This window comes from Micromonospora sp. CA-244673 (assembly GCF_050948395.1).
Classification (GTDB): domain Bacteria; phylum Actinomycetota; class Actinomycetes; order Mycobacteriales; family Micromonosporaceae; genus Micromonospora.
Genome location: NZ_CP192019.1, coordinates 6,083,547 through 6,101,589 on the forward strand (window position 1 = coordinate 6,083,547; position 18,043 = coordinate 6,101,589).

General features: G+C 74.4%; 11 protein-coding genes. 2 read left to right on the forward strand and 9 right to left on the reverse strand.

Annotated elements, in window-relative coordinates:
* Positions 1-54 precede the first annotated feature (54 nt).
* Complete coding sequence (locus tag ACQP12_RS27890; protein WP_357950907.1) at positions 55-1,608, forward strand: GGDEF domain-containing protein; 1,554 nt, start codon at positions 55-57, stop codon at positions 1,606-1,608.
* Positions 1,609-1,630: 22 nt separating this feature from the next.
* Here ACQP12_RS27890 and prfA read toward each other — a convergent pair whose 3' ends face one another.
* Both prfA and rpmE read right to left on the reverse strand, forming a co-directional pair.
* A complete protein-coding gene (gene prfA, locus ACQP12_RS27895; RefSeq protein ID WP_433283192.1) occupies positions 1,631-2,719 on the reverse strand; it encodes a peptide chain release factor 1 in 1,089 nt (362 codons plus the stop codon).
* 111 nt (positions 2,720-2,830) lie between these two features.
* Positions 2,831-3,055, reverse strand: coding sequence for a 50S ribosomal protein L31 (gene rpmE / locus ACQP12_RS27900; RefSeq protein ID WP_091262200.1), 225 nt, complete (start codon positions 3,053-3,055; stop codon positions 2,831-2,833).
* A 241-nt stretch (positions 3,056-3,296) separates the two neighbouring features.
* Here rpmE and ACQP12_RS27905 point away from each other — a divergent pair, with 241 nt between their 5' ends.
* The gene (locus tag ACQP12_RS27905) at positions 3,297-4,193 is read left to right on the forward strand and encodes an AAA family ATPase (RefSeq protein ID WP_433283193.1); all 897 of its coding nucleotides are present in this window, start codon (positions 3,297-3,299) and stop codon (positions 4,191-4,193) included.
* A 95-nt stretch (positions 4,194-4,288) separates the two neighbouring features.
* Here ACQP12_RS27905 and ACQP12_RS27910 read toward each other — a convergent pair whose 3' ends face one another.
* From ACQP12_RS27910 to thrC, 7 genes are all read right to left on the reverse strand, one after another.
* Entirely contained in the window at positions 4,289-7,732 is a 3,444-nt protein-coding gene (locus tag ACQP12_RS27910; protein ID WP_433283195.1) for a phosphodiester glycosidase family protein, read from the reverse strand.
* 139 nt (positions 7,733-7,871) lie between these two features.
* Entirely contained in the window at positions 7,872-9,956 is a 2,085-nt protein-coding gene (gene rho, locus ACQP12_RS27915; RefSeq protein ID WP_433283196.1) for a transcription termination factor Rho, read from the reverse strand.
* Positions 9,957-10,251: 295 nt separating this feature from the next.
* Positions 10,252-11,196 carry a homoserine kinase gene (gene thrB, locus ACQP12_RS27920; protein ID WP_433283197.1) on the reverse strand — a complete coding sequence of 315 codons (945 nt, stop codon included), beginning with the start codon at positions 11,194-11,196 and terminating at the stop codon, positions 10,252-10,254.
* A gap of 71 nt (positions 11,197-11,267) precedes the next feature.
* On the reverse strand, positions 11,268-12,512 hold the full coding sequence (locus ACQP12_RS27925; protein WP_357938192.1) for an MFS transporter: 1,245 nt from the start codon (positions 12,510-12,512) through the stop codon (positions 11,268-11,270).
* A 9-nt stretch (positions 12,513-12,521) separates the two neighbouring features.
* Positions 12,522-13,343: a polysaccharide deacetylase family protein gene (locus tag ACQP12_RS27930; protein ID WP_357938194.1), complete on the reverse strand. Its 822-nt coding sequence runs from the start codon at positions 13,341-13,343 to the stop codon at positions 12,522-12,524.
* A gap of 167 nt (positions 13,344-13,510) precedes the next feature.
* Positions 13,511-16,777 carry an efflux RND transporter permease subunit gene (locus ACQP12_RS27935; RefSeq protein ID WP_433289492.1) on the reverse strand — a complete coding sequence of 1,089 codons (3,267 nt, stop codon included), beginning with the start codon at positions 16,775-16,777 and terminating at the stop codon, positions 13,511-13,513.
* A 121-nt stretch (positions 16,778-16,898) separates the two neighbouring features.
* The gene (gene thrC, locus ACQP12_RS27940) at positions 16,899-17,948 is read right to left on the reverse strand and encodes a threonine synthase (RefSeq protein ID WP_433283198.1); all 1,050 of its coding nucleotides are present in this window, start codon (positions 17,946-17,948) and stop codon (positions 16,899-16,901) included.
* Positions 17,949-18,043: the final 95 nt, after the last annotated feature.

Here is an 18,043-nt window from a genome sequence, read left to right on the forward strand (position 1 = left end):
CGCGGGTCACCTCACGAGCGGGTGCGTCCGGGAGCACACCGACAGGAGGTGCGAGTGGGCTGGCTCGACCGGGTCGAGGACCAGGTTGACGCCCTCCGGCGCGCCCGGGCGTTGCAGGAGGTCAGCCGCTCGGCGGAGGCGTGCGCGCTGCTGGACCGGGTCATCCGCACCACCGACGACCCGTGCGCGCGGGCCGACGCCCTGGTGCAGCGCCTCTCCGCGCTGATCAATCTCGGTCGGACGGCGGAGTTCACCCGGGCCATCGAGGACGCCTCCGCCGCCGTCCGGGACCTGGCCGAGCCCTACCTGCACGGGCACCTCAACGCCCTCGCCGCGCTCGCCGCGCACCACCAGGGCGCGCTGGACCGCTGCGTCAGCCACCTGGTCCGGGCCGCCCGGGCGCTGGGCGCCGACGACGACCCGGACCGGGACACCGCCTGGGGCTGGCACGACCTGGCCATGGCCTACTCCTACCTGAGCTTCCACGGCCACGCGCTCGGCGCGATCGAACGCGCCCGGCAGGTGGGGCTGACCGCCGGCATCCCGGAGGAGACCTTCGCCGCCCCCGGCATCCGGCTGCGCAACGCGGTGGCGCTGGACCACAACGGCGACAGCGACGGCTGCCTGCGGGTGCTCCGCGACGTCGCCGGCGACCTGGCCCGGTTCCTGCGCGCCGGGCGGGCCGGCAGCCTGCGGCCGAGCAGCCTGGCCGCCTACGGCTACGCCGCGGCCCGCCGCGCGGCACTCGGCGACCGGGTGGACTCCGGCGGGGACGCCGACCCGGCCCGGCTGCTCGGGCACGGCGGGGACAGCGCCCGCGCCCGTGACCTGCGCCAGCTCGGCCAGGTCTGCCTGGCCGTGGCCGAGGGCCGGCCGATCGAGGCCGTCACCCGGCTGGACACCATCCAGGTCTCCGACGAGACGCTGGGCGCCGCCGAGGCGCCCCGGCTACGCAGCGTCGCGCTCGCCCGGGCCGGTGACCACGCCGCCGCACACCGGGCCGACCGGCACGCCTTCCGGCTGGCCGCGCAGCGCAGCGACCGGCTGCGGGACGTCTACATCGACGGCATCGCCGCCCGGATCGACCACGAGGAGATGCGCCGCGAGGCCGCGCGCTACGAGGGCGAGGCCCTCACCGACCCGCTCACCGGGCTGCCCAACCGGCGCCGGCTGGAGCGCTACATCGGCGCGGTGGTGGCCCGGGGCGAGCGGGTGGTGATCGGCGTCTGCGACCTCGACGGCTTCAAGGCGGTCAACACCCGGCACGGGCACCACTCCGGTGACCTGGTGCTGCAACGGATCGCCGGGGTGATCAACCGGGTGATGCGGCGGGGCGACTTCGTGTCTCGCTACGGCGGGGACGAGTTCGTCGTGGTGCTGCCGGAGACCGGCATGGCGGAGGCCGCCGAGGTGGCCCGGCGGATCCAGGCCGCCGTGCACACCGAGGACTGGGAGTCGCTGGTCCCGGGCACCCCCGTGGGGGTGAGCATCGGCTTCGCCGAGGTCGACGGGGGCACCGGGGTGAGCGTCCGGGAGGCGCTGGGCGCCGCGTTCGAGCTGGCCGACCGGGAGATGCTGCGTGCCAAGGACCGCCTGCGCGCCTCCTGACCGCGGGGCGCCCGGCCGCGGGTCAGCGCCGGGCCAGCTCGGTCTCGCCGGCCAGCCGCGCGGCGCGGTCGGCCTCGCCCAGGGCGTCGAGCACCCCGTCCAGCTCGCCGGCCAGCGCCAGGTCGAGGTTGTAGGCCGTGTAGCCGATCCGGTGGTCGGTGATCCGGTTCTGCGGGAAGTTGTAGGTGCGGATCCGCTCCGACCGGTCCACGGTGCGCACCTGCGCCTTGCGGGCGTCCGAGGCGGCCGCGTCGGCCTGCTCCTGGGCCGCGGCGAGCAGCCGGGCCCGCAGGATGCGCATGGCCTGCTCGCGGTTCTGCAGCTGCGACTTCTCGTTCTGGCAGGACACCACGATGCCGGTGGGCACGTGGGTGATCCGGACCGCCGAGTCGGTGGTGTTGACCGACTGGCCGCCCGGCCCGGACGAGCGGAACACGTCGATCCGCAGGTCGTTCGGGTCGATGGTGACGTCCACGTCCTCGGCCTCGGGCAGCACCAGCACGCCGGCCGCGCTGGTGTGGATCCGGCCCTGCGACTCGGTCACCGGGACGCGCTGCACCCGGTGCACGCCGCCCTCCCACTTGAGCCGGGACCAGACCCCGTTGCCACCCTCCGGCACACCCTTGGACTTGATCGCCAGCGAGACGTCCTTGACCCCGCCGAGGTCGGAGTCCTGCGCGTCGATCACCTCGGTGACCCAGCCGCGCCGCTCGGCGTAACGGGTGTACATCCGCAGCAGGTCGGCGGCGAACAGCGCCGACTCCTCGCCGCCCTCGCCGGCCTTGATCTCGACGATGACGTCCTTGGCGTCGTGCGGGTCGCGCGGGATGAGCAGCTCGGCCAGCCGCTCCTCCAGCGCCGGGAGGGAGGCCGCGATCGCCTCCGCCTCGGCGGCGAAGGCCGCGTCCTCGGCGGCCAGCTCGCGGGCGGCGGCCAGGTCGGCCCGGGCCTGCTCCAGCTCGCCCGCGGCCTTGTGCAGCGGGACCAGCTCCGCGTAGCGCCGGCCGACCCGCCGGGCGGCGCCCTGGTCGGCGTGGATGGCGGGGTCGGCCAGCCGCTGCTCCAGCTCGGCGTACTCGTCGAGGAGGGCGGCCAGGCGCTCACTGCTCATGCTGCGGATGCTCCTTCGACGACGACCGGGCAGGGACGGGCGGAAACGGGCACACAAACGGACGAACGCCCGCGCCCGGCACGGAGCCGGACACGGGCGTCGTCGACGGAGCTACTTGGCCTTCTTGGCCTGAACCTTGGCGTACTTCTGCTGGAACTTCGCGACCCGACCGGCGGTGTCCAGCACGCGCTGCTTGCCCGTGTAGAACGGGTGGCAGGCGCTGCAGGTCTCGACGCTGATCGAACCGCCCTTGGCGGTGCTGCGGGTCGTGAAAGTGTTGCCGCAGGAGCAGCGGACCTCGGTGGTCACGTACTCCGGGTGGATGTTGGGCTTCATGTCGCCTCGGTCCTTTCGTCGGTGGTCGCCGGGTCGCCGTCGTGCTCCCCGTCGTCGCGACGGGCTCGGGCGTGAACCGGAACCGGTGGCCGATTGACCAGTGTGCCATGGGCTTCCGCCGACCCGTCGAGCGGGCCGCACACCAGGTCCGGCATGCGCAACGCTCACCTCCCGCCACGCATTCCCGCCCGCCATGCGGGCATTCGTGGAGACGGCACCGGGATGAACGGGAGGTACGGGGATGTTCCGCCTGATCGCCACCCGCGGGCTGCCCGCCTCCGGCAAGACCACCTTCGCGCGCCGGCTCCAGCCCGCCGTGGTCCGGGTCAACCGGGACGACCTGCGCCGGATGATGCACGGTGAGCGGCTCTTCACCCAGTGGGCCGAGGGGCAGGTCACCCGGGCGCAGCGGGCCCAGGTGGAGACGCTGCTGGCGGGCCGGGTGAGCGTCTGCGTCGACGACACCAACCTGCGCTCGCGCACCCTGCGGGACTGGGCCGAGCTGGCCGCCCGGTACGGCGCGGCGTTCGAGGTGCACGACTTCACCGACGTCCCGCTGGAGGAGTGCCTGCGCCGGGACGCCGCGCGCCCCGAGGTGGACCGGGTCGGCGAGGCCGCGATCCGCCGGCTGCACGAGCGCTACCTGGCGAACCGCCCGTTACCGCTGCCCGTGCCGACCGCCCGGACCGGCGGCCCGGCCCGAATCGAGCGGGAGGCCGCCGAACGGCCGGACATCGTGCTTGTCGACATCGACGGCACGGTGGCGTTGAACGTGTCCCGCAGCCCGTACGACATGACCCGGGTCGGCGAGGACGCGCCGAACGAGGCGGTGATCGCGGCGATCCGGGCCATGCACGCGGCCGGGCACGGGGTCGTCTTCTGCTCCGGTCGGGACGCCACCGCCCGGGCCGACACGGAGAGCTGGCTGGCCCGGCACGTCCGGGTGCCCTACCTGGCGCTGCACCTGCGAGCGGTCGGCGACCACCGCAAGGACGCCGTGGTCAAGCGGGAGATCTACGAGCGGGAGATCCGGGACCGGTACCGGGTCGTCGGGGTCTTCGACGACCGGCAGCAGGTGGTCCGGATGTGGCGGTCGCTCGGCCTGACGGTCTTCCAGGTCGCCGAGGGCGACTTCTGACGCGCGCCCGCCGGCGGGCCCCTCCCCCAGGTCGAGGAGCCCGCCGGCGGACCACCGGCCCGGGGCGCGGAAGGTGCGTCCGCGCCCCAGGCCGGTCAGGCGGCGGGCGCCTCCGCCGCCGTGAGGGTCACCGCCGCCTCGGCGCGGACGCCGTTGACGGTGACCGCGAGCAGCACCCGCCCGCCGGGACGCAGCGCGGTCAGCCGTCCGGTGGCCGGGTCGAACCGGGCCACGTGCCAGGGCTTCACCCCGCCGGCGCCACCGATGAGCAGGTTCGGCGAGCCGGACCAGTCGGCGCTGACCGGGGCGGCCACCGGGACCGTACGGCCACCGGGCTGGGTGAGCGTGGCCGTGACGGCGGCCGGGGCGCCGACCGCGACCTCGGCCGGTGCGGTCAGGGCGAGCCGGTCGACGTGGGCGTGGAACTCCGCCGAGATCCAGCGCGGCCCCTCGGCGAGCGGGTCCCGGCGGGCCTGCTCCGCCTCCTGCCGGGTCACCGGGTCGACCCCGAACTCGGTCCAGCCGGTGAAGCCGCCGAGCTGGGGCGGGGTGGACGGGTCCTTGCCCGAGTTGCCGTTGATCACGTACGGCACGCCGTCCACCCGGTCGGCGTGGAAGGTGCCCACGTGCCCGTTGACCATCAGCGCGCCCTTGCCGGTGCGGTGCTGGAAGTCGGCCAGCCACTGCTCCACGAGGGCCGCCTCCTTCCGGTCGCCGAGCTGGCTGGCCTTGGCCGGGCTGGGATCGCGGGGCGGGTGGTGGAAGAGCACGGTGACCGAACCGACCGCCGGGTCGGTGGCCGCCGCGTCGAGCGTCTCCTTCAGCAGCTCCACCTGGTCGAACCCGCCGCCGCGCAGCGACCCGGTGGCCGTGCTCAGGGTGACGAAGCGGGTGCCCTCGTGGTCGAAGACCCGCGAGGTGTCACCGAACACGCCGCGGAAGTTGTCGATCGGGGCGCCCATGATCTCGTGGTTGCCCGGCACGTAGTAGTAGGGCAGCTCGCCGCCCAGTTCCTCGTCCAGGATCCGCTTGGCCAGCGCGAAGTCCGCCGGGTAGGCGGTGTCCACGAAGTCCCCGTCGATGACCAGGAAGTCCGGCTTCGCCGCGCGGATCTCGCGGAGCGTGCGGCGGGCCTGGGCGACCAGGTCGCTGTCCGGGTTCGCGGCCACGAACTGGGCGTCGGACATGACGGCGAAGCGCCAGGGCGCACCGTCGACCGTGCCGTCGCGCAGCACCACCCGGTCGGTGATGTTCGGCTCCTCCGGCGCCTGCACCGTCGGGGGCACCCGGGCCACGAGGTCGTCGATGACGACCTCGCTCTTGTACTGCTTGGCCGGGTCGGTCTCGGCCACGTAGAACCGGCGCACCCGCACCGGGTACTGCACGCCGGGCGGGACGGTGAACTCGACGTACCGCCAGCCGGTCCAGGTCAGGTAGGGGCCGCGGAGCACGAACTGGGTGTCCTGCGCGTCGTGCAGGTGCAGGCTCGGCCACTCGCCGGTGCCGTTGGCCTTGATCCACATGCCGAACGCCTGCGGCTGACCGGGCACGTCGATCCAGGCCGGCGGGTCCGCGTACGCTGCGCGGGTGCCGGTGGACTGGCTGAAGTCGTACGACATCTTCAGGCCGGTGCCGGTGTGCCCCTCGGCCGGGGCGACCGCCCCGCTGGCCCGCGCCTGGCTGAACTTCCAGGAGGCGGCGTCGTCGAAGCCGGCCACCGGCACGTCGGTGAGCCCGACGGTGACCGGGAGCACCGTGGTCTTCGCGCCGACCCGCACGGTGACCAGGGCGGAGCCGTCACCGAGCGCCTTCACCGCAAGGTTGCCGTCGGCGGTGGGGGTGACGTCGAGCAGGTCGTGGTCGTACTCCAGCTTCAGGTCGGCCGGTTCGATCGGCGCGGTGTTGCCCTCCGCGTCGTAGCCGACCACGCCGAAGAGGCCCGTGTCGCCCTGCTGGTTGAGGCCGAGCCGGTCCACCGTGGAGTCGATCCGCTCCAGCGGGCCGAGCACGGTCAGGTCGAGCGTGCCACGCGCCGATCCGCGCCAGGCGGTCACGGTGCTGCGGCCGGCCTTGCCAGCCCGGAACACGCCGTCGTCCACGGTGCCCTGTGCGGCCGGGTTGGCCCGCCAGCGCGGCGCGCCGGCGGCCGGCCCGTACGTCTCGTCGTAGCCCGCCGCGGTGAGCCGGCGGGTGAGGCCGGGGAAGACCCGGTCGGGGCGGCCGCCCCGGATCGGGGCGACGCCCGGCGCGGCCGTCGGGTCGCTGGCGGTCTCCAGCCAGTAGCCGGTGAGCCGGCCGCTGCCCTGCGGGGCGTAGATGGCCAGGCCGTTCGGCACCGGCCGTTCGCTGCCGTCGGAGGGGCTGTTCTCCACCTGGACCGCCGCCGCGCCCGGCTCCCGGGCCAGCAGCGTGGAGGAGCCGCCGCCGTCGAGGTTGAGCGCGCTCCACGCGCCCAGCTCGACCATCATCCGGCCCATCTCGGTCTGGGTGACGCCCCGGCTGTCCACCTGCCGGCCGTCGACGGTCAGCATGATCAGCCGGCGGCCGTCGGCGGAGAAGCCGACCGAGGTGCGTGGGGCCAGGCTGGCGTCGGCGATGGTCTGCACCACGCCGTCGCGGACCAGCACACTGCCGCCGCCGACCGCGGCGCGCGGGCTGCTCCCGTCGGAGGCCTTCGGCCGCCAGGTCAGGTCGACCGGGTCGCCGGGGCGCAGCGCCGCGAGGGCGTCGGCGCCGGCCTCGCGGCCGAGGACCACCGTGGTCCCGGCCGGGATCGGGCCCTCCCCCGCCGTGGTGGCCACGGTCGCGACCCGGCCACCGGTCACCGTCACCTCGACCACCCGCGCCGCGCCCTCGACAGCACGCTTCCGGGTGTACGACCCCCAGAGCGGGGTGAAGACACCCACGCCGTCGCGCTGCACCATGTTGTTGAACTGGCTCAGCGGCACCGGCCCGGCGGGCAGGGCCGCCGTGCCCTCGAAGCCGACCTGGACGACCCGGCCGATCCCCTCGGCGCTGATCGCGGCGGCGTTGGTGTGCCCGGCCACCGGCGACTGGACCAGCTCGCCGGAGCGGATGCCGATGCCCTGGGCGGCGCCGGAGGCGTTGATGTCGAAGAAGTCGCCGTTGACCGCGGCCACCGCCCGGGAGCGGTCGACCGCCGCGCGCAGCGGCTCGTCGCGGGTGACGGCGCCGGAGTTGACGTAGTCGACGGTGACGCCCCCGGAGAGGTCGGCTGTGAGGGCGTCGGCCCGCAGCCAGCCGTCGGCGTCGTAGCGGTCGAAGGAGGTCAGGTCGAGGCCGGGGGCGACCGGACGGGTGGTCTTCGCGGTCTCCAGGCCGTCGGCCGGCTCCACGCCGGACCGGCCGGCGAGGGCGACCGAGGAGTCGGGACGGGAGGAGGCGGCCGGCGCGTCCTCGGCCGGGGTACGCGGCTCGGCCGCGGCCGCCACGCCGGGCGGGACCGGAGCGGTGAGGGTGAGCAGCGGCGTCAGCAGCAGGACGCCGGCGAGACGGGCGGATCGACTGCGGATTCGCATGGACCACAGTCAACCCGAGACTGAACAGAAGTTTCAATACCCTCCGGCTTAACCGAAGAAAAACTTCACCGCTCTCCCACCCGTACGCGCGAAGAGGGGCACGGCCCGCAGGCCGTGCCCCTCTCCGGAACTCCTCAGGTCACTCGCCCGGGGTGGACTTCGCGATCTGCATCAGGAACTCGATGTTCGTGCGGGACTGCTTGAGCCGGTCCAGCAGGAGGTCGAGCGCCGCCTGCGAGTCCAGCGAGTGCAGCACCTTGCGGAGCTTGTGGATGATCGCCAGCTCCTCCGGCGCGAGCAGGACCTCCTCCTTGCGGGTGCCGGAGGGGTTGATGTCGATGGCCGGGAAGACCCGCTTGTCGGCAATCTTCCGGTCCAGCTTCAGCTCGGCGTTGCCGGTGCCCTTGAACTCCTCGAAGATGACCGTGTCGGCCATCGAGCCGGTCTCCACCAGCGCCGTCGCGAGGATGGTCAGCGAGCCACCGTTCTCGATGTTCCGCGCCGCGCCCAGGAAGCGCTTCGGCGGGTAGAGCGCGGTGGAGTCGATACCACCCGACATGATCCGGCCGCTGGCCGGCGCCGCCAGGTTGTACGACCGACCGAGCCGGGTCACCGAGTCGAGCAGCACGACCACGTCGTGGCCCAGCTCGACGAGGCGCTTCGCCCGCTCGATCGCCAGCTCCGCCACCGTGGTGTGGTCCTGCGGCGGACGGTCGAACGTGGCCGCGATGACCTCGCCCTTCACCGACCGCTGCATGTCGGTGACCTCCTCCGGCCGCTCGTCGACCAGCACCACCATGAGGTGGCACTCCGGGTTGTTGCGGGTGATCGCGTTCGCGATCGCCTGCAGCACCATCGTCTTACCCGCCTTCGGCGGCGAGACGATGAGCGCCCGCTGGCCCTTGCCGATCGGCATCACCAGGTCGATGACCCGGGTGGTCAGGATGTGCGGCTCGGTCTCCAGCCGCAGCCGCTCCTGCGGGTACAGCGGAGTGAGCTTGTAGAACTCCGGCCGGCGCTTCGCCTCGTCCGGCTCCATCCCGTTGATGGTGTCGAGCCGCACCAGCGGGTTGTACTTGTCCCGCCGCTGCTCGCTGCCACCGTCACGGGCGGCCCGGACCGCGCCGGTGATCGCGTCACCGCGGCGCAGGCCGTACTTCTTGATCTGCGACATCGACACGTACACGTCGTTCGGGCCGGCCAGGTAGCCGGTGGTCCGGACGAAGGCGTAGTTGTCGAGCACGTCGATGATGCCGGCCACCGGGACGAGCACGTCGTCCTCGCCGACCTGCGGCTCGCGGCCGCCACCGTCGCCGCCCTCGGGGCGGTCGCCACGGCCGCGCCGGCGGTCCCGGAACCGGCTACGCCGGCCGCGCCGGCCGCCGCCCTCGCCGTCGTCGTCACCGTCGTCGTTGCGCTCGGCGCGCTGACCCCGGTCGTTGCGGTCGCCCCGGTCGTTGCGCTCGTTGCGCTCGCCCCGGTCACCGCGCTCGCCCCGCTCGTTGCGGTCGCCCCGCTCGGCACGCTCGCCCCGCTCGTTGCGCTCGCCCCGGTCACCGCGCTCGGCCCGGTCACCGCCGCGCTCACCGCGCTCGGCCCGGTCACCGCCACGCTCGGCCCGCTCGCCGCCACGCTCGGCCCGCTCGCCGCCACGCTCGGCCCGCTCGCCGCCGCGCTCGGCCCGCTCGCCGCCACGCTCACGGCCCCGGCCCTCACCGCGCTCGGCACGCTCACCGCGCTCCGCCCGCTCGCCGGTCTCGGCCCGCTCGCCGGTCTCGGCGGGAGCCTCCTCGGCCCGCGTCTCGGCCGGCCGCGCCTCGGCGGTCGCGGCGGCCGCACGGCCCCGGCGGCTGCGGGTGCGGCCCTCGGTCGCCTCGGCGGCCGGCGCCGGCTCGGCGGCGCGACGCTCGGTCTCGGCCCGCTCCTCGCGGACCTCGGCGTGCACCTCCTCACGGGCGGGAGCGGCCGCGGCCGCGACCTCGGCCCGCGGTCGAGGGGTTCCGGCGGCGGCGCCGCCCTGCCGCTCGGTGATCGCGCTGATCAGCTCGCCCTTGCGCATGCGAGCCGTACCGGAGATACCGAGCGACGCGGCCAGGCTCTGGAGCTCAGGCAGCAGCATCGCCGACAGGCCGGTGCCGCTGCGCCGACGGCGTGTGGGGGCGGCAGTGGTGGCATCGCCAGCGACGTTGGAAACATCCGACGTCACGTCGGTGGTGTCGCTCAATGGATTCCTTCCCTCGATAGGCCGGGGCTGCCCGGAGTCGAAGAACAGGTGGCCGGGCGGCCTCGGTGCACCCGCCTCGCATGGACGCGTCGCGGGAGTCTGTGACACAGCAGCCGGTCGGTTTCCCGACTCACCAACATCGGTGAGCAGGTCTCGCCGTCTGCGGCGACCTGTGGAAACTGCGGCGCGGCGTGGGCCTTTGGCAGGGGTGACGGGCTTACCGCCGAGAGCTTCGGGGGTGCGCCGACCCGCAGGAGATCGCATGCTTCGCGGCTGTGCTAGGTGTAGAGCGTAATCAACTCTTCCGACCTGCGGCAACAGGGTCCCGCTCGGCGTGTCCCAGTCTACCCCGGGCGACCCGGGCACCGCTGACGTCTATCGGCAACTCCCACCGACGCCAATCTGTTCCCGCCTGGAATCCCGCGGGGACCTGGGACAACGCCAGCACGGTCGGGCCCGCCCCACTGACCACAGCCGCCACACCGGCCTCACGCAACGTGGCCACCAGGGCGGCCGTGGCCGGCATCCCCTCGGCCCGGTAGTCCTGGTGCAGCCGGTCGACGGTGGCCGGCAGCAGCAGCGCCGGGTCGGCGGTCAGCGCGTGCACCAGCAGCGCGGCCCGGCCCGCGGTCAGCGCCGCGTCGCCGTGCGGCACGGTGGCCGGCAGCGCCGCCCGGGCGACCGAGGTCAGGCCCCGCTCGCCGGGCACGAAGACGGTGGGCCGGACCGCCCCGGCCACGGGCAGCGTGACCGCCCGGGCGCCGGCCGGCTCCGTCCAGGCGACCGTGAAACCGCCGAGCAGACAGGGCGCCACGTTGTCGGGGTGCCCCTCAAGCTCCGAGGCGAGCCGGAGCGCGGCGGCGTCGTCCAGCCGCTCCGCGCCGTCGGCGACCAGCGCCCGGGCCAGCAGGACCCCGGCCACGATGGCCGCCGAGGAGGACCCGAGGCCGCGCGCCTGCGGGATGCGGTTGACGCATTCCAGCGCCAGACCGGCCGGCTGCGCGCCGAGCACGTCGAAGGCCGCCCGCATGGCGGTCACCACCAGGTGCCGGTCGTCGCCGGGCAGCTCGCCGGCGCCCTCCCCGGTCACCGCCACCCGTACGCCCCCGGCGGTCACCTCGGCCGCCACGTCGTCGTGCAGCCCGAGGGCCAGCCCGAGCGAATCGAAGCCCGGGCCCAGGTTGGCGCTGGTCGCGGGCACCCGGACCCGGACCGGGCCGGAGGTGAGAATCGTCGGCACGGGCTCATGCTAGGGCCCGCCACCGACGGCGCGCCGGATCGCCCGGACCGTGGGAAGGGTGGCCCTCCCGCTCACGGGGTGCGGCAGGTCTCCTGCTCCTCGACCGGGTCGGTGAGCGACAGCCGCCGGGTGGCGAGCCGCCAGCCCACCGCGTAGACCACCGTGACCAGGCCGCAGCCGGCCAGCACGACACGCTCGTCGACCGCGTCCACCACCAGCGCCACGACCAGCTGGCTGACCGAGATGGCCAGCGTCGCCAGCATCATGTCGGTGGCGAAGACCCGGCCGCGCAACCGGTCCGGCACCTCGCCCTGGAGGGCGTAGTTGGAGAGCACCCAGTTGCTGCCGCCGCCCAGGTGGGCCAGGAAGACCAGGACCAGCACCAGCGGGAACCAGCTCACCACCGAGACCCCGACGTAGGCCAGGCCGTAGAGGGACATGGACAGGGCCAGGCCGGTGAGCAGCCAGGCCCGGTTGCTGAGCACCCGGCGCATCAGGATCGGGCCGACCAGCGCGCCGGCGCCACGGGAGGCGAAGAGCAGGCCGGTGCCGATCGCGCCGACCCCGTACAGCCCGGCGAGCAGCGGGAAGACGGTCAGCACGCCGTTGCCCAGGCCGACCGCCGACTTCACGGTGACCAGGGCGAGCACCCGCGGCCGGTGCGCGATGTAGCCCAGCGCCTCGCGGATCGCCGCCCAGGTGCGCGGGACGACCGCCGCCGGGTCGCGGGGCGCCTGCAACGGCCGGCGGATCCGCGCGGCCAGGCCCGCCGCCCCGGCCAGGGCGACCGCCGCCACCCAGAAGCTGGCGTACGGGCCGGCCGCGGCGCTGAGCATGCCGCCGAGCGAGGCGCCGACCACGGTCATGGTGCCCCAGGCCGAGCCGGCGATCGCGTTGCCGGCGGCCAGGTCGGCCGGGTCGAGCACATTGGGCAGGGCCGCCTGGGCGGCCGGCGAGTAGAACGCCTTCGCCACCGCCACGGCGGCGATCGACACCAGGGCCAGCCAGGCGGTGCCGGCGCTCCGGACGCCGAGCAGCAGCAGGATGCCGGCCAGCGCGGCGAGGTTGGCCGCCATCATGATCTTCCGGCGGTCGAACCGGTCGGCGATGGTGCCGGTGTACGGGAGCAGCAGGGCGGTCATGCCGGTGTCCACGGCGAGCACCAGCGCGCCCCACACCCCGCTGCCGGTCAACTCCGGCAGGAGCACCAGCAGCGGCACCATGACGAACCAGTCGGCGCCGAAGACCACCAGCTCGGCGAGGAAGAGGTTGCGGAAGTCGCGGTTGCGGACGAGGACCGAGACGGTGGGTGACACGCCGGAACCCTATCGGGCCGCTCCCAGGGCGGCAGCGCGGCGGAGCAGTTCGGAGACGGTGACGAAGGTGTAGCCGCGGGCCCGCAGCCCGGTGATCATGTCGGGCAGGCCGCCGAGGGCGACCAGCCGACGCTCGGGGCCGACGTCGTGACCGAGCAGGATGGTGCCCGGCCGCACGTCGGCCACGATCCGCCGGGCGTGCCCGGCCGGATCGTGCGGGTATTCCGCCTCGACCATCTGGAGCGTCCAGAGGACCAGCCGGTAGTTGAGCCGGGCGGCGGCGTGGAGCACCGCACCGCCCAGGTGCCCCCAGGGCGGGCGGAGCAGCCGGGGCGCCACCCCGGTGGCCGCCGCGATCGCCTCGTGGCTGCGGCGCAGGTCGTCGTACGCGGTGTGGGCGTCCATCCGGGCCAGGTCGTGGTGCGCCCAACTGTGGTTGCCCACCTCGTGCCCGCCCAGCCGGTCGCGGACCAGCGCGGCGTGCCGGCGGGCCCGCTCACCGACCAGGAAGAAGGTGGCCGGCACCCGGTGCTCGGCCAGGGTGTCCAGCACCATGGGGGTCCAGTGTGGCTGCGGCCCGTCGTCGAACGTCAGCGCCACCAGCGGGTCGCCGGTGCGGACCGCCCAGACGACCTCGACCCCGCCGCCGCCGACCTGCTGGTAGCGGCTGCCCAGCGTGGCGCTGGCCGGCCCGCCGGCCAGCGGGAGCCGGCGATCGGCGATCCAGGTGGTCTGCGCGGTCGCGGCGACACCCAGCGCGGCGCCCCCGGCCAGCAGCGCGGTGCGCCGCAGCACCCTGCGCCTGCCCCACCGGGCCACGCCGTCCGCCATCGCCCCGCTCCCGCTCCGGCCGGGCCGCCCTCGCCACGGCGGGACGGGCTGGCACTCACAGTGCGTGTCAGCTCACTCACCGTACCGCTCGCGGGGCGCGTTCCACCGCCCCGTGACCGGAGAGGTGGCCGTCCGGCGGGGACGGCCACCTCTCGGGGATCCGGCGGTTACTCCGTCGGCGGGAGTGGGGACCGGCGGCTCTTCGGCAGGCGCAGCACCTCGAACTGGTCCGTACCGTCGATCAGCGCGGCCGACGGCGCCGGGCGGGCCGGCGGCTCGGCGACCGGGGCCCCGTCCTCGGCCCGGCTCTCCCCGCCCCCGACGGTCACCGGGACCGGCGCCGGCGTCGGTGCCGGCCGCTCGGCGGGCGCCGGCCCGCCCCGCCGGCGGGCCCGGCGCTCGCGGAAGGACTCCTTGGTGCGCTCCACCATCGTGTAGAGGGTCGGCACCAGGATCAGCGTGAGCAGCGTCGAGCTGAGCAGACCCCCGATCACCACGACGGCCAGCGGCTTCGAGATGAAGCCGCCCTCACCGGTCAGGCCGAACGCCATCGGCAGCAGCGCGAACACGGTGGCGACCGCGGTCATCAGGATCGGCCGCAGCCGGCGCCGGCCGCCCTCGACCACCGCCTCGGCAACGCCCATGCCCTGACCCCGGTACTGGTTGATCAGGTCGAGCAGCACGATCGCGTTGGTCACCACGATGCCGACCAGCATGAGCACGCCGATCAGCGCCGGCACGCCCAGCGGGGTCCCGGTGAGCAGCAGCAGCCCGATCGCGCCGGTCGCCGCGAACGGCACGGAGATCAGCAGGATCAGCGCCTGGGTCAGGCTGCGGAACGTGCCCACCATGATCAGGAAGACGATCGCGATGGCGGCCAGCACGGCCAGCCCCAGGTCGGCGAAGGCATCGGCCTGGTCCGCGCTGACCCCGCCGATGACGAACGTCGCACCCGGCACGTCCAGCGCGTCCAGCTTCTTCTGCAGCTCCTGGGTGGTGGCGCCGAGGTTCGAGCCGGTCGCCGTGCCGGTCACCGACACGCTCCGCTCGCCGTCGATCCGGGTCACCTGCTGCGGGCCCTCGACCTGGTTGACGTCGGCGATGTCGTCCAGCGTCACCCGGCCGACCGGCAGCGCCCGCAGCTCGGCCACGCTCAGCGGCGGCCGGGCCCCGGTGCTCAGCACCACGTTCTGCGGGGTGCCGTCCAGGGTGACCTGGCCGAGCGGCGCCCCCCGGTACGCCTGGGCGACGACCTGCCCCACGGCCGCCTCGGTGAGCCCGGCCCGCGCCGCGGCGACGCGGTCCACGGTCACCTCCACCCGGGGCACCCGGGTGGCCAGGCCGGTGGTGACGTCCTCGACGCCCGCCGTGCCCGCCATCGCGTCCCGGACGGCCTCGGCCGCGCGGGTCAGCGTCTCCTGGTCGGCGGCCTGCACGACCACCTCGAGCTGGTTGGCGGAGGCGTTCTGCCCGCCGCCGAAGGTCAGCTCGCCGGCCTCCGGGCCGAGCCCGTCGAACTCCTTGCGCAGCTTCTCGCGGACCTCCGCCGCGTCGGTGTCGTCGGTGAGCGCCAGCGACCAGGAGGCGGTGTCGTTGCCGCCGCCCGCCCACGGGTTGTCGCCACCACCCGCGCTGACCTGGTACGTCTCCACCCCCGGCGTACGCCGGAGGATCTCCTCCACCCGGGCGGCCGCCTGGTCGGTGCCGGTCAGCCCGGTGCCCGCCGGCAGCTCCTGCTGGACGGCCAGGGTGTCCTGGCCGGAGTCGTCCAGGAAGTTGGTCTCCAGCTTCTGCGCCAGGCCGAAGGTGCCGAAGAGCACCAGCAGGCCGAGCGCCACGGTCGCCCAGCGGGTGCCGCGCGAGCGGGTGGCGAAGCCGATCACCGGCAGGTACCCCCGCTGCAACGGGCTGCGCAGCTCCTTCTCCGCGGCGGCGTGCCGGGCGGCGGCCTCGTCGGCCCCGCCACGCGGCGGCTTGAGGAACCAGTACGCCAGCACCGGGATCACGGTCAGGGAGACCAGCAGCGAGGCGAGCAGGGCCACCGTCACGGTGATCGCGAACGGCGCGAAGAGCTGCCCCACGAAGCCGCCCACCAGGGCGATCGGCGCGAAGACGGCGACCGTGGTGAGGGTCGAGGCGGTCACCGCCCCGGCCACCTCGCGGACCGCGGCCAGGATGGCGTCCCGCTTCGGCTCGCCGTACTCCAGATGTCGCTTGATGTTCTCCAGCACGACGATCGAGTCGTCGACCACCCGGCCGACGGCGATGGTCAGCGCGCCGAGGGTGAGCAGGTTCAGCGAGTAGTCGCCGGCCCACAGCACGATCAGCGCGACCAGCACGGACAGCGGGATGGAAACCGCGGTCACGACCGTCGAGCGGACCGAGAGCAGGAAGACCAGGATGACCACGACCGCCATGAGCAGGCCGAGCAGGCCCTCGGTGGTGAGGCTCTCGATGGACCGCTCGACGAACGGGGCCTGGTCGAAGACCACGGTCAGGTCGGCGCCGGAGGCGGCCTCCAGGTCGTCCAGGCGGTCCCGGATGTCGTGCGAGATGGCCACCGCGTTGCCGTCGGGCGAGGCGGTGACGGCGATGCCGAGGCTGGGCTTGCCGTTCGTGCGGGTGAAGGCGGTGGCCGGGGCGAGCTGCTGCTCCACCCGGGCCACGTCGCCGAGGCGTACCGGTGCGGCGGGGGCGGTGCTCAGCACGATCCCGCGCAGGTCGTCGACGGTGCGGATCGGGGTGCCGACCTGCACCGGCAGCGAACGGCCGCCGTCGGTCACCGCGCCGGCCGGCAGCGCCACGCCGTTGGTCTTCAGCGCCTGGGCGATCGCGGTCGGGGCCAGCCGGGCCGCCGCCAGCTTCGCCGGGTCGGGCACGATCGTCACGACCTGGTCGCGGGCGCCGGTCACGTCGACCGTGCGGACCCCGTCCAGCCCCTCCAGCTCGGGTACGACGGTGGCGCGCAGCTTCTCGGCCAGGGCCAGCTCGTCGGCGCCTCCGGTCGCGGCGACCACCACGGCGGGCAGGTCGTCGGTGCTGCCGGCGATCACCTGCGGGTCGACGCCCTCGGGCAGCTGGGCGTCGATGCGGCTCAGCGCGGTCTGCATCTTGTTGACCACGTCGTCCAGGTCGGTGCCGAACTCGTACTGCACCTGGACCGTCGCGGAGCCCTCGCGCGAGGTGGAGGTGACCTTCTCCAGCCCCGGGATGCCCTGGAGGCTGTTCTCGATCGGCTCGGCCACCTGGGACTCGACGATCTCCGGCGCGGCGCCCGGGTACGGCGCCACGATGAACGCGGCGGGGAACTCCAGCGACGGCAGCAGCTGCTGCTTCAGCGATGGCACGGCGAACGCCCCGAACGCCGCTGTCACCAGCGCGATGAGGGCGATCAGGCCCCGGTTGGCGAGACTGAATCTGGCGAGCAGCGACATGGGCGTTACCCACTCCTGGAAAGGGGTGTACGGGGTGGCTTGAGTCTGCCGCACGCGATCACGCTCCCACCCACTGGCCCCGGCCGGCGTGACGCCGCCCGCTCCGGCCGGCGCGGGCGGGTCAGACCAGGTCGAGGGAGCGGGCCGCGGCGAGGGCGTCGCTGGCGATCGTCAGCGGGGCGGGAGCCGTGGAGATGGCCCACTCCGGGTCCTTGAGGCCGTGGCCGGTCACCGTGCAGACCACGGTGGCGCCCGCCGGCACCCGGCCGGCGGTGGCCTGCTGGAGCAGGCCGGCCACGCTGGCCGCGCTGCCCAGCTCGACGAAGACCCCGACCTCGCGGGCCAGCAGCCGGTACGCCAAGAGGATCTCCCGGTCGGTGACCGCCGAGATCAGCCCGTCGGACGCGTCCCGGGCGTCGATGGCCTTGGTCCAGCTCGCCGGGTTGCCGATCCGGATGGCGGTGGCGATGGTGGACGGCTCCGGCACCACCTGCCCGGTGACGATCGGCGCCGCGCCGGCCGCCTGGAAGCCGTACATCTTCGGGGCCTTCGTGGCGTTGCCGTCGCGCAGGTCCTCCGAGTAGCCCATCCAGTAGGCGGAGATGTTGCCGGCGTTGCCCACCGGCAGGCAGTGGATGTCGGGCGCGTCGCCGAGCGCCTCGACGATCTCGAAGGCGGCGGTCTTCTGCCCGTGCAGGCGGTCGATGTTGACGGAGTTGACAAGCGCGACCGGGTAGTCCTGGGCGAGCTTGCCGGCCAGCGCCAGGCAGTCGTCGAAGTTGCCCTGCACTTGGAGCAGCCGGGCGCCGTGCACCAGCGCCTGGGCCAGCTTGCCCAGCGCGATCTTGCCCTGCGGCACGAGCACCGCGCAGGTGATCCCGGCGCGGGCCGCGTACGCGGCGGCGGAGGCGCTGGTGTTGCCCGTGGAGGCGCAGATGATCGCCTTGTCACCGGCCTCGACGGCCTTGGAGACGGCGACCGTCATGCCCCGGTCCTTGAACGAGCCGGTCGGGTTGGCCCCCTCGACCTTCAGCCACACGTCGGCGCCGACCCGGGCGGAAAGCACCGGCGCCGGCAGCAGCGGCGTGTTCCCCTCGTGCAGGGTGACGACGGGAGTGGCGTCGGTGACCGGCAGCCGGTCGCGGTACGCCTCGATCAGACCCCGCCACATGTCGCGCTCCTCGCCTCTGCCCGCCCCGGTCGCCGCGGGACCCCTACCAGCGTGGACCAGCCTTCCGGACCGGCCGCCGGCACACCTGGTGTTAA

Excerpts from the sequence above, each read along its gene's own strand:
- prfA (WP_433283192.1), bottom strand. The coding sequence starts at position 2,719 with ATGAGCAGTGAGCGCCTGGCCGCCCTCCTCGACGAGTACGCCGAGCTG.
- rpmE (WP_091262200.1), bottom strand. The coding sequence starts at position 3,055 with ATGAAGCCCAACATCCACCCGGAGTACGTGACCACCGAGGTCCGCTGC.
- ACQP12_RS27905 (WP_433283193.1), top strand. The coding sequence starts at position 3,297 with ATGTTCCGCCTGATCGCCACCCGCGGGCTGCCCGCCTCCGGCAAGACC.
- ACQP12_RS27910 (WP_433283195.1), bottom strand. The coding sequence starts at position 7,732 with ATGCGAATCCGCAGTCGATCCGCCCGTCTCGCCGGCGTCCTGCTGCTG.
- ACQP12_RS27930 (WP_357938194.1), bottom strand. The coding sequence starts at position 13,343 with ATGGCGGACGGCGTGGCCCGGTGGGGCAGGCGCAGGGTGCTGCGGCGC.
- ACQP12_RS27935 (WP_433289492.1), bottom strand. The coding sequence starts at position 16,777 with ATGTCGCTGCTCGCCAGATTCAGTCTCGCCAACCGGGGCCTGATCGCC.
- thrC (WP_433283198.1), bottom strand. The coding sequence starts at position 17,948 with ATGTGGCGGGGTCTGATCGAGGCGTACCGCGACCGGCTGCCGGTCACC.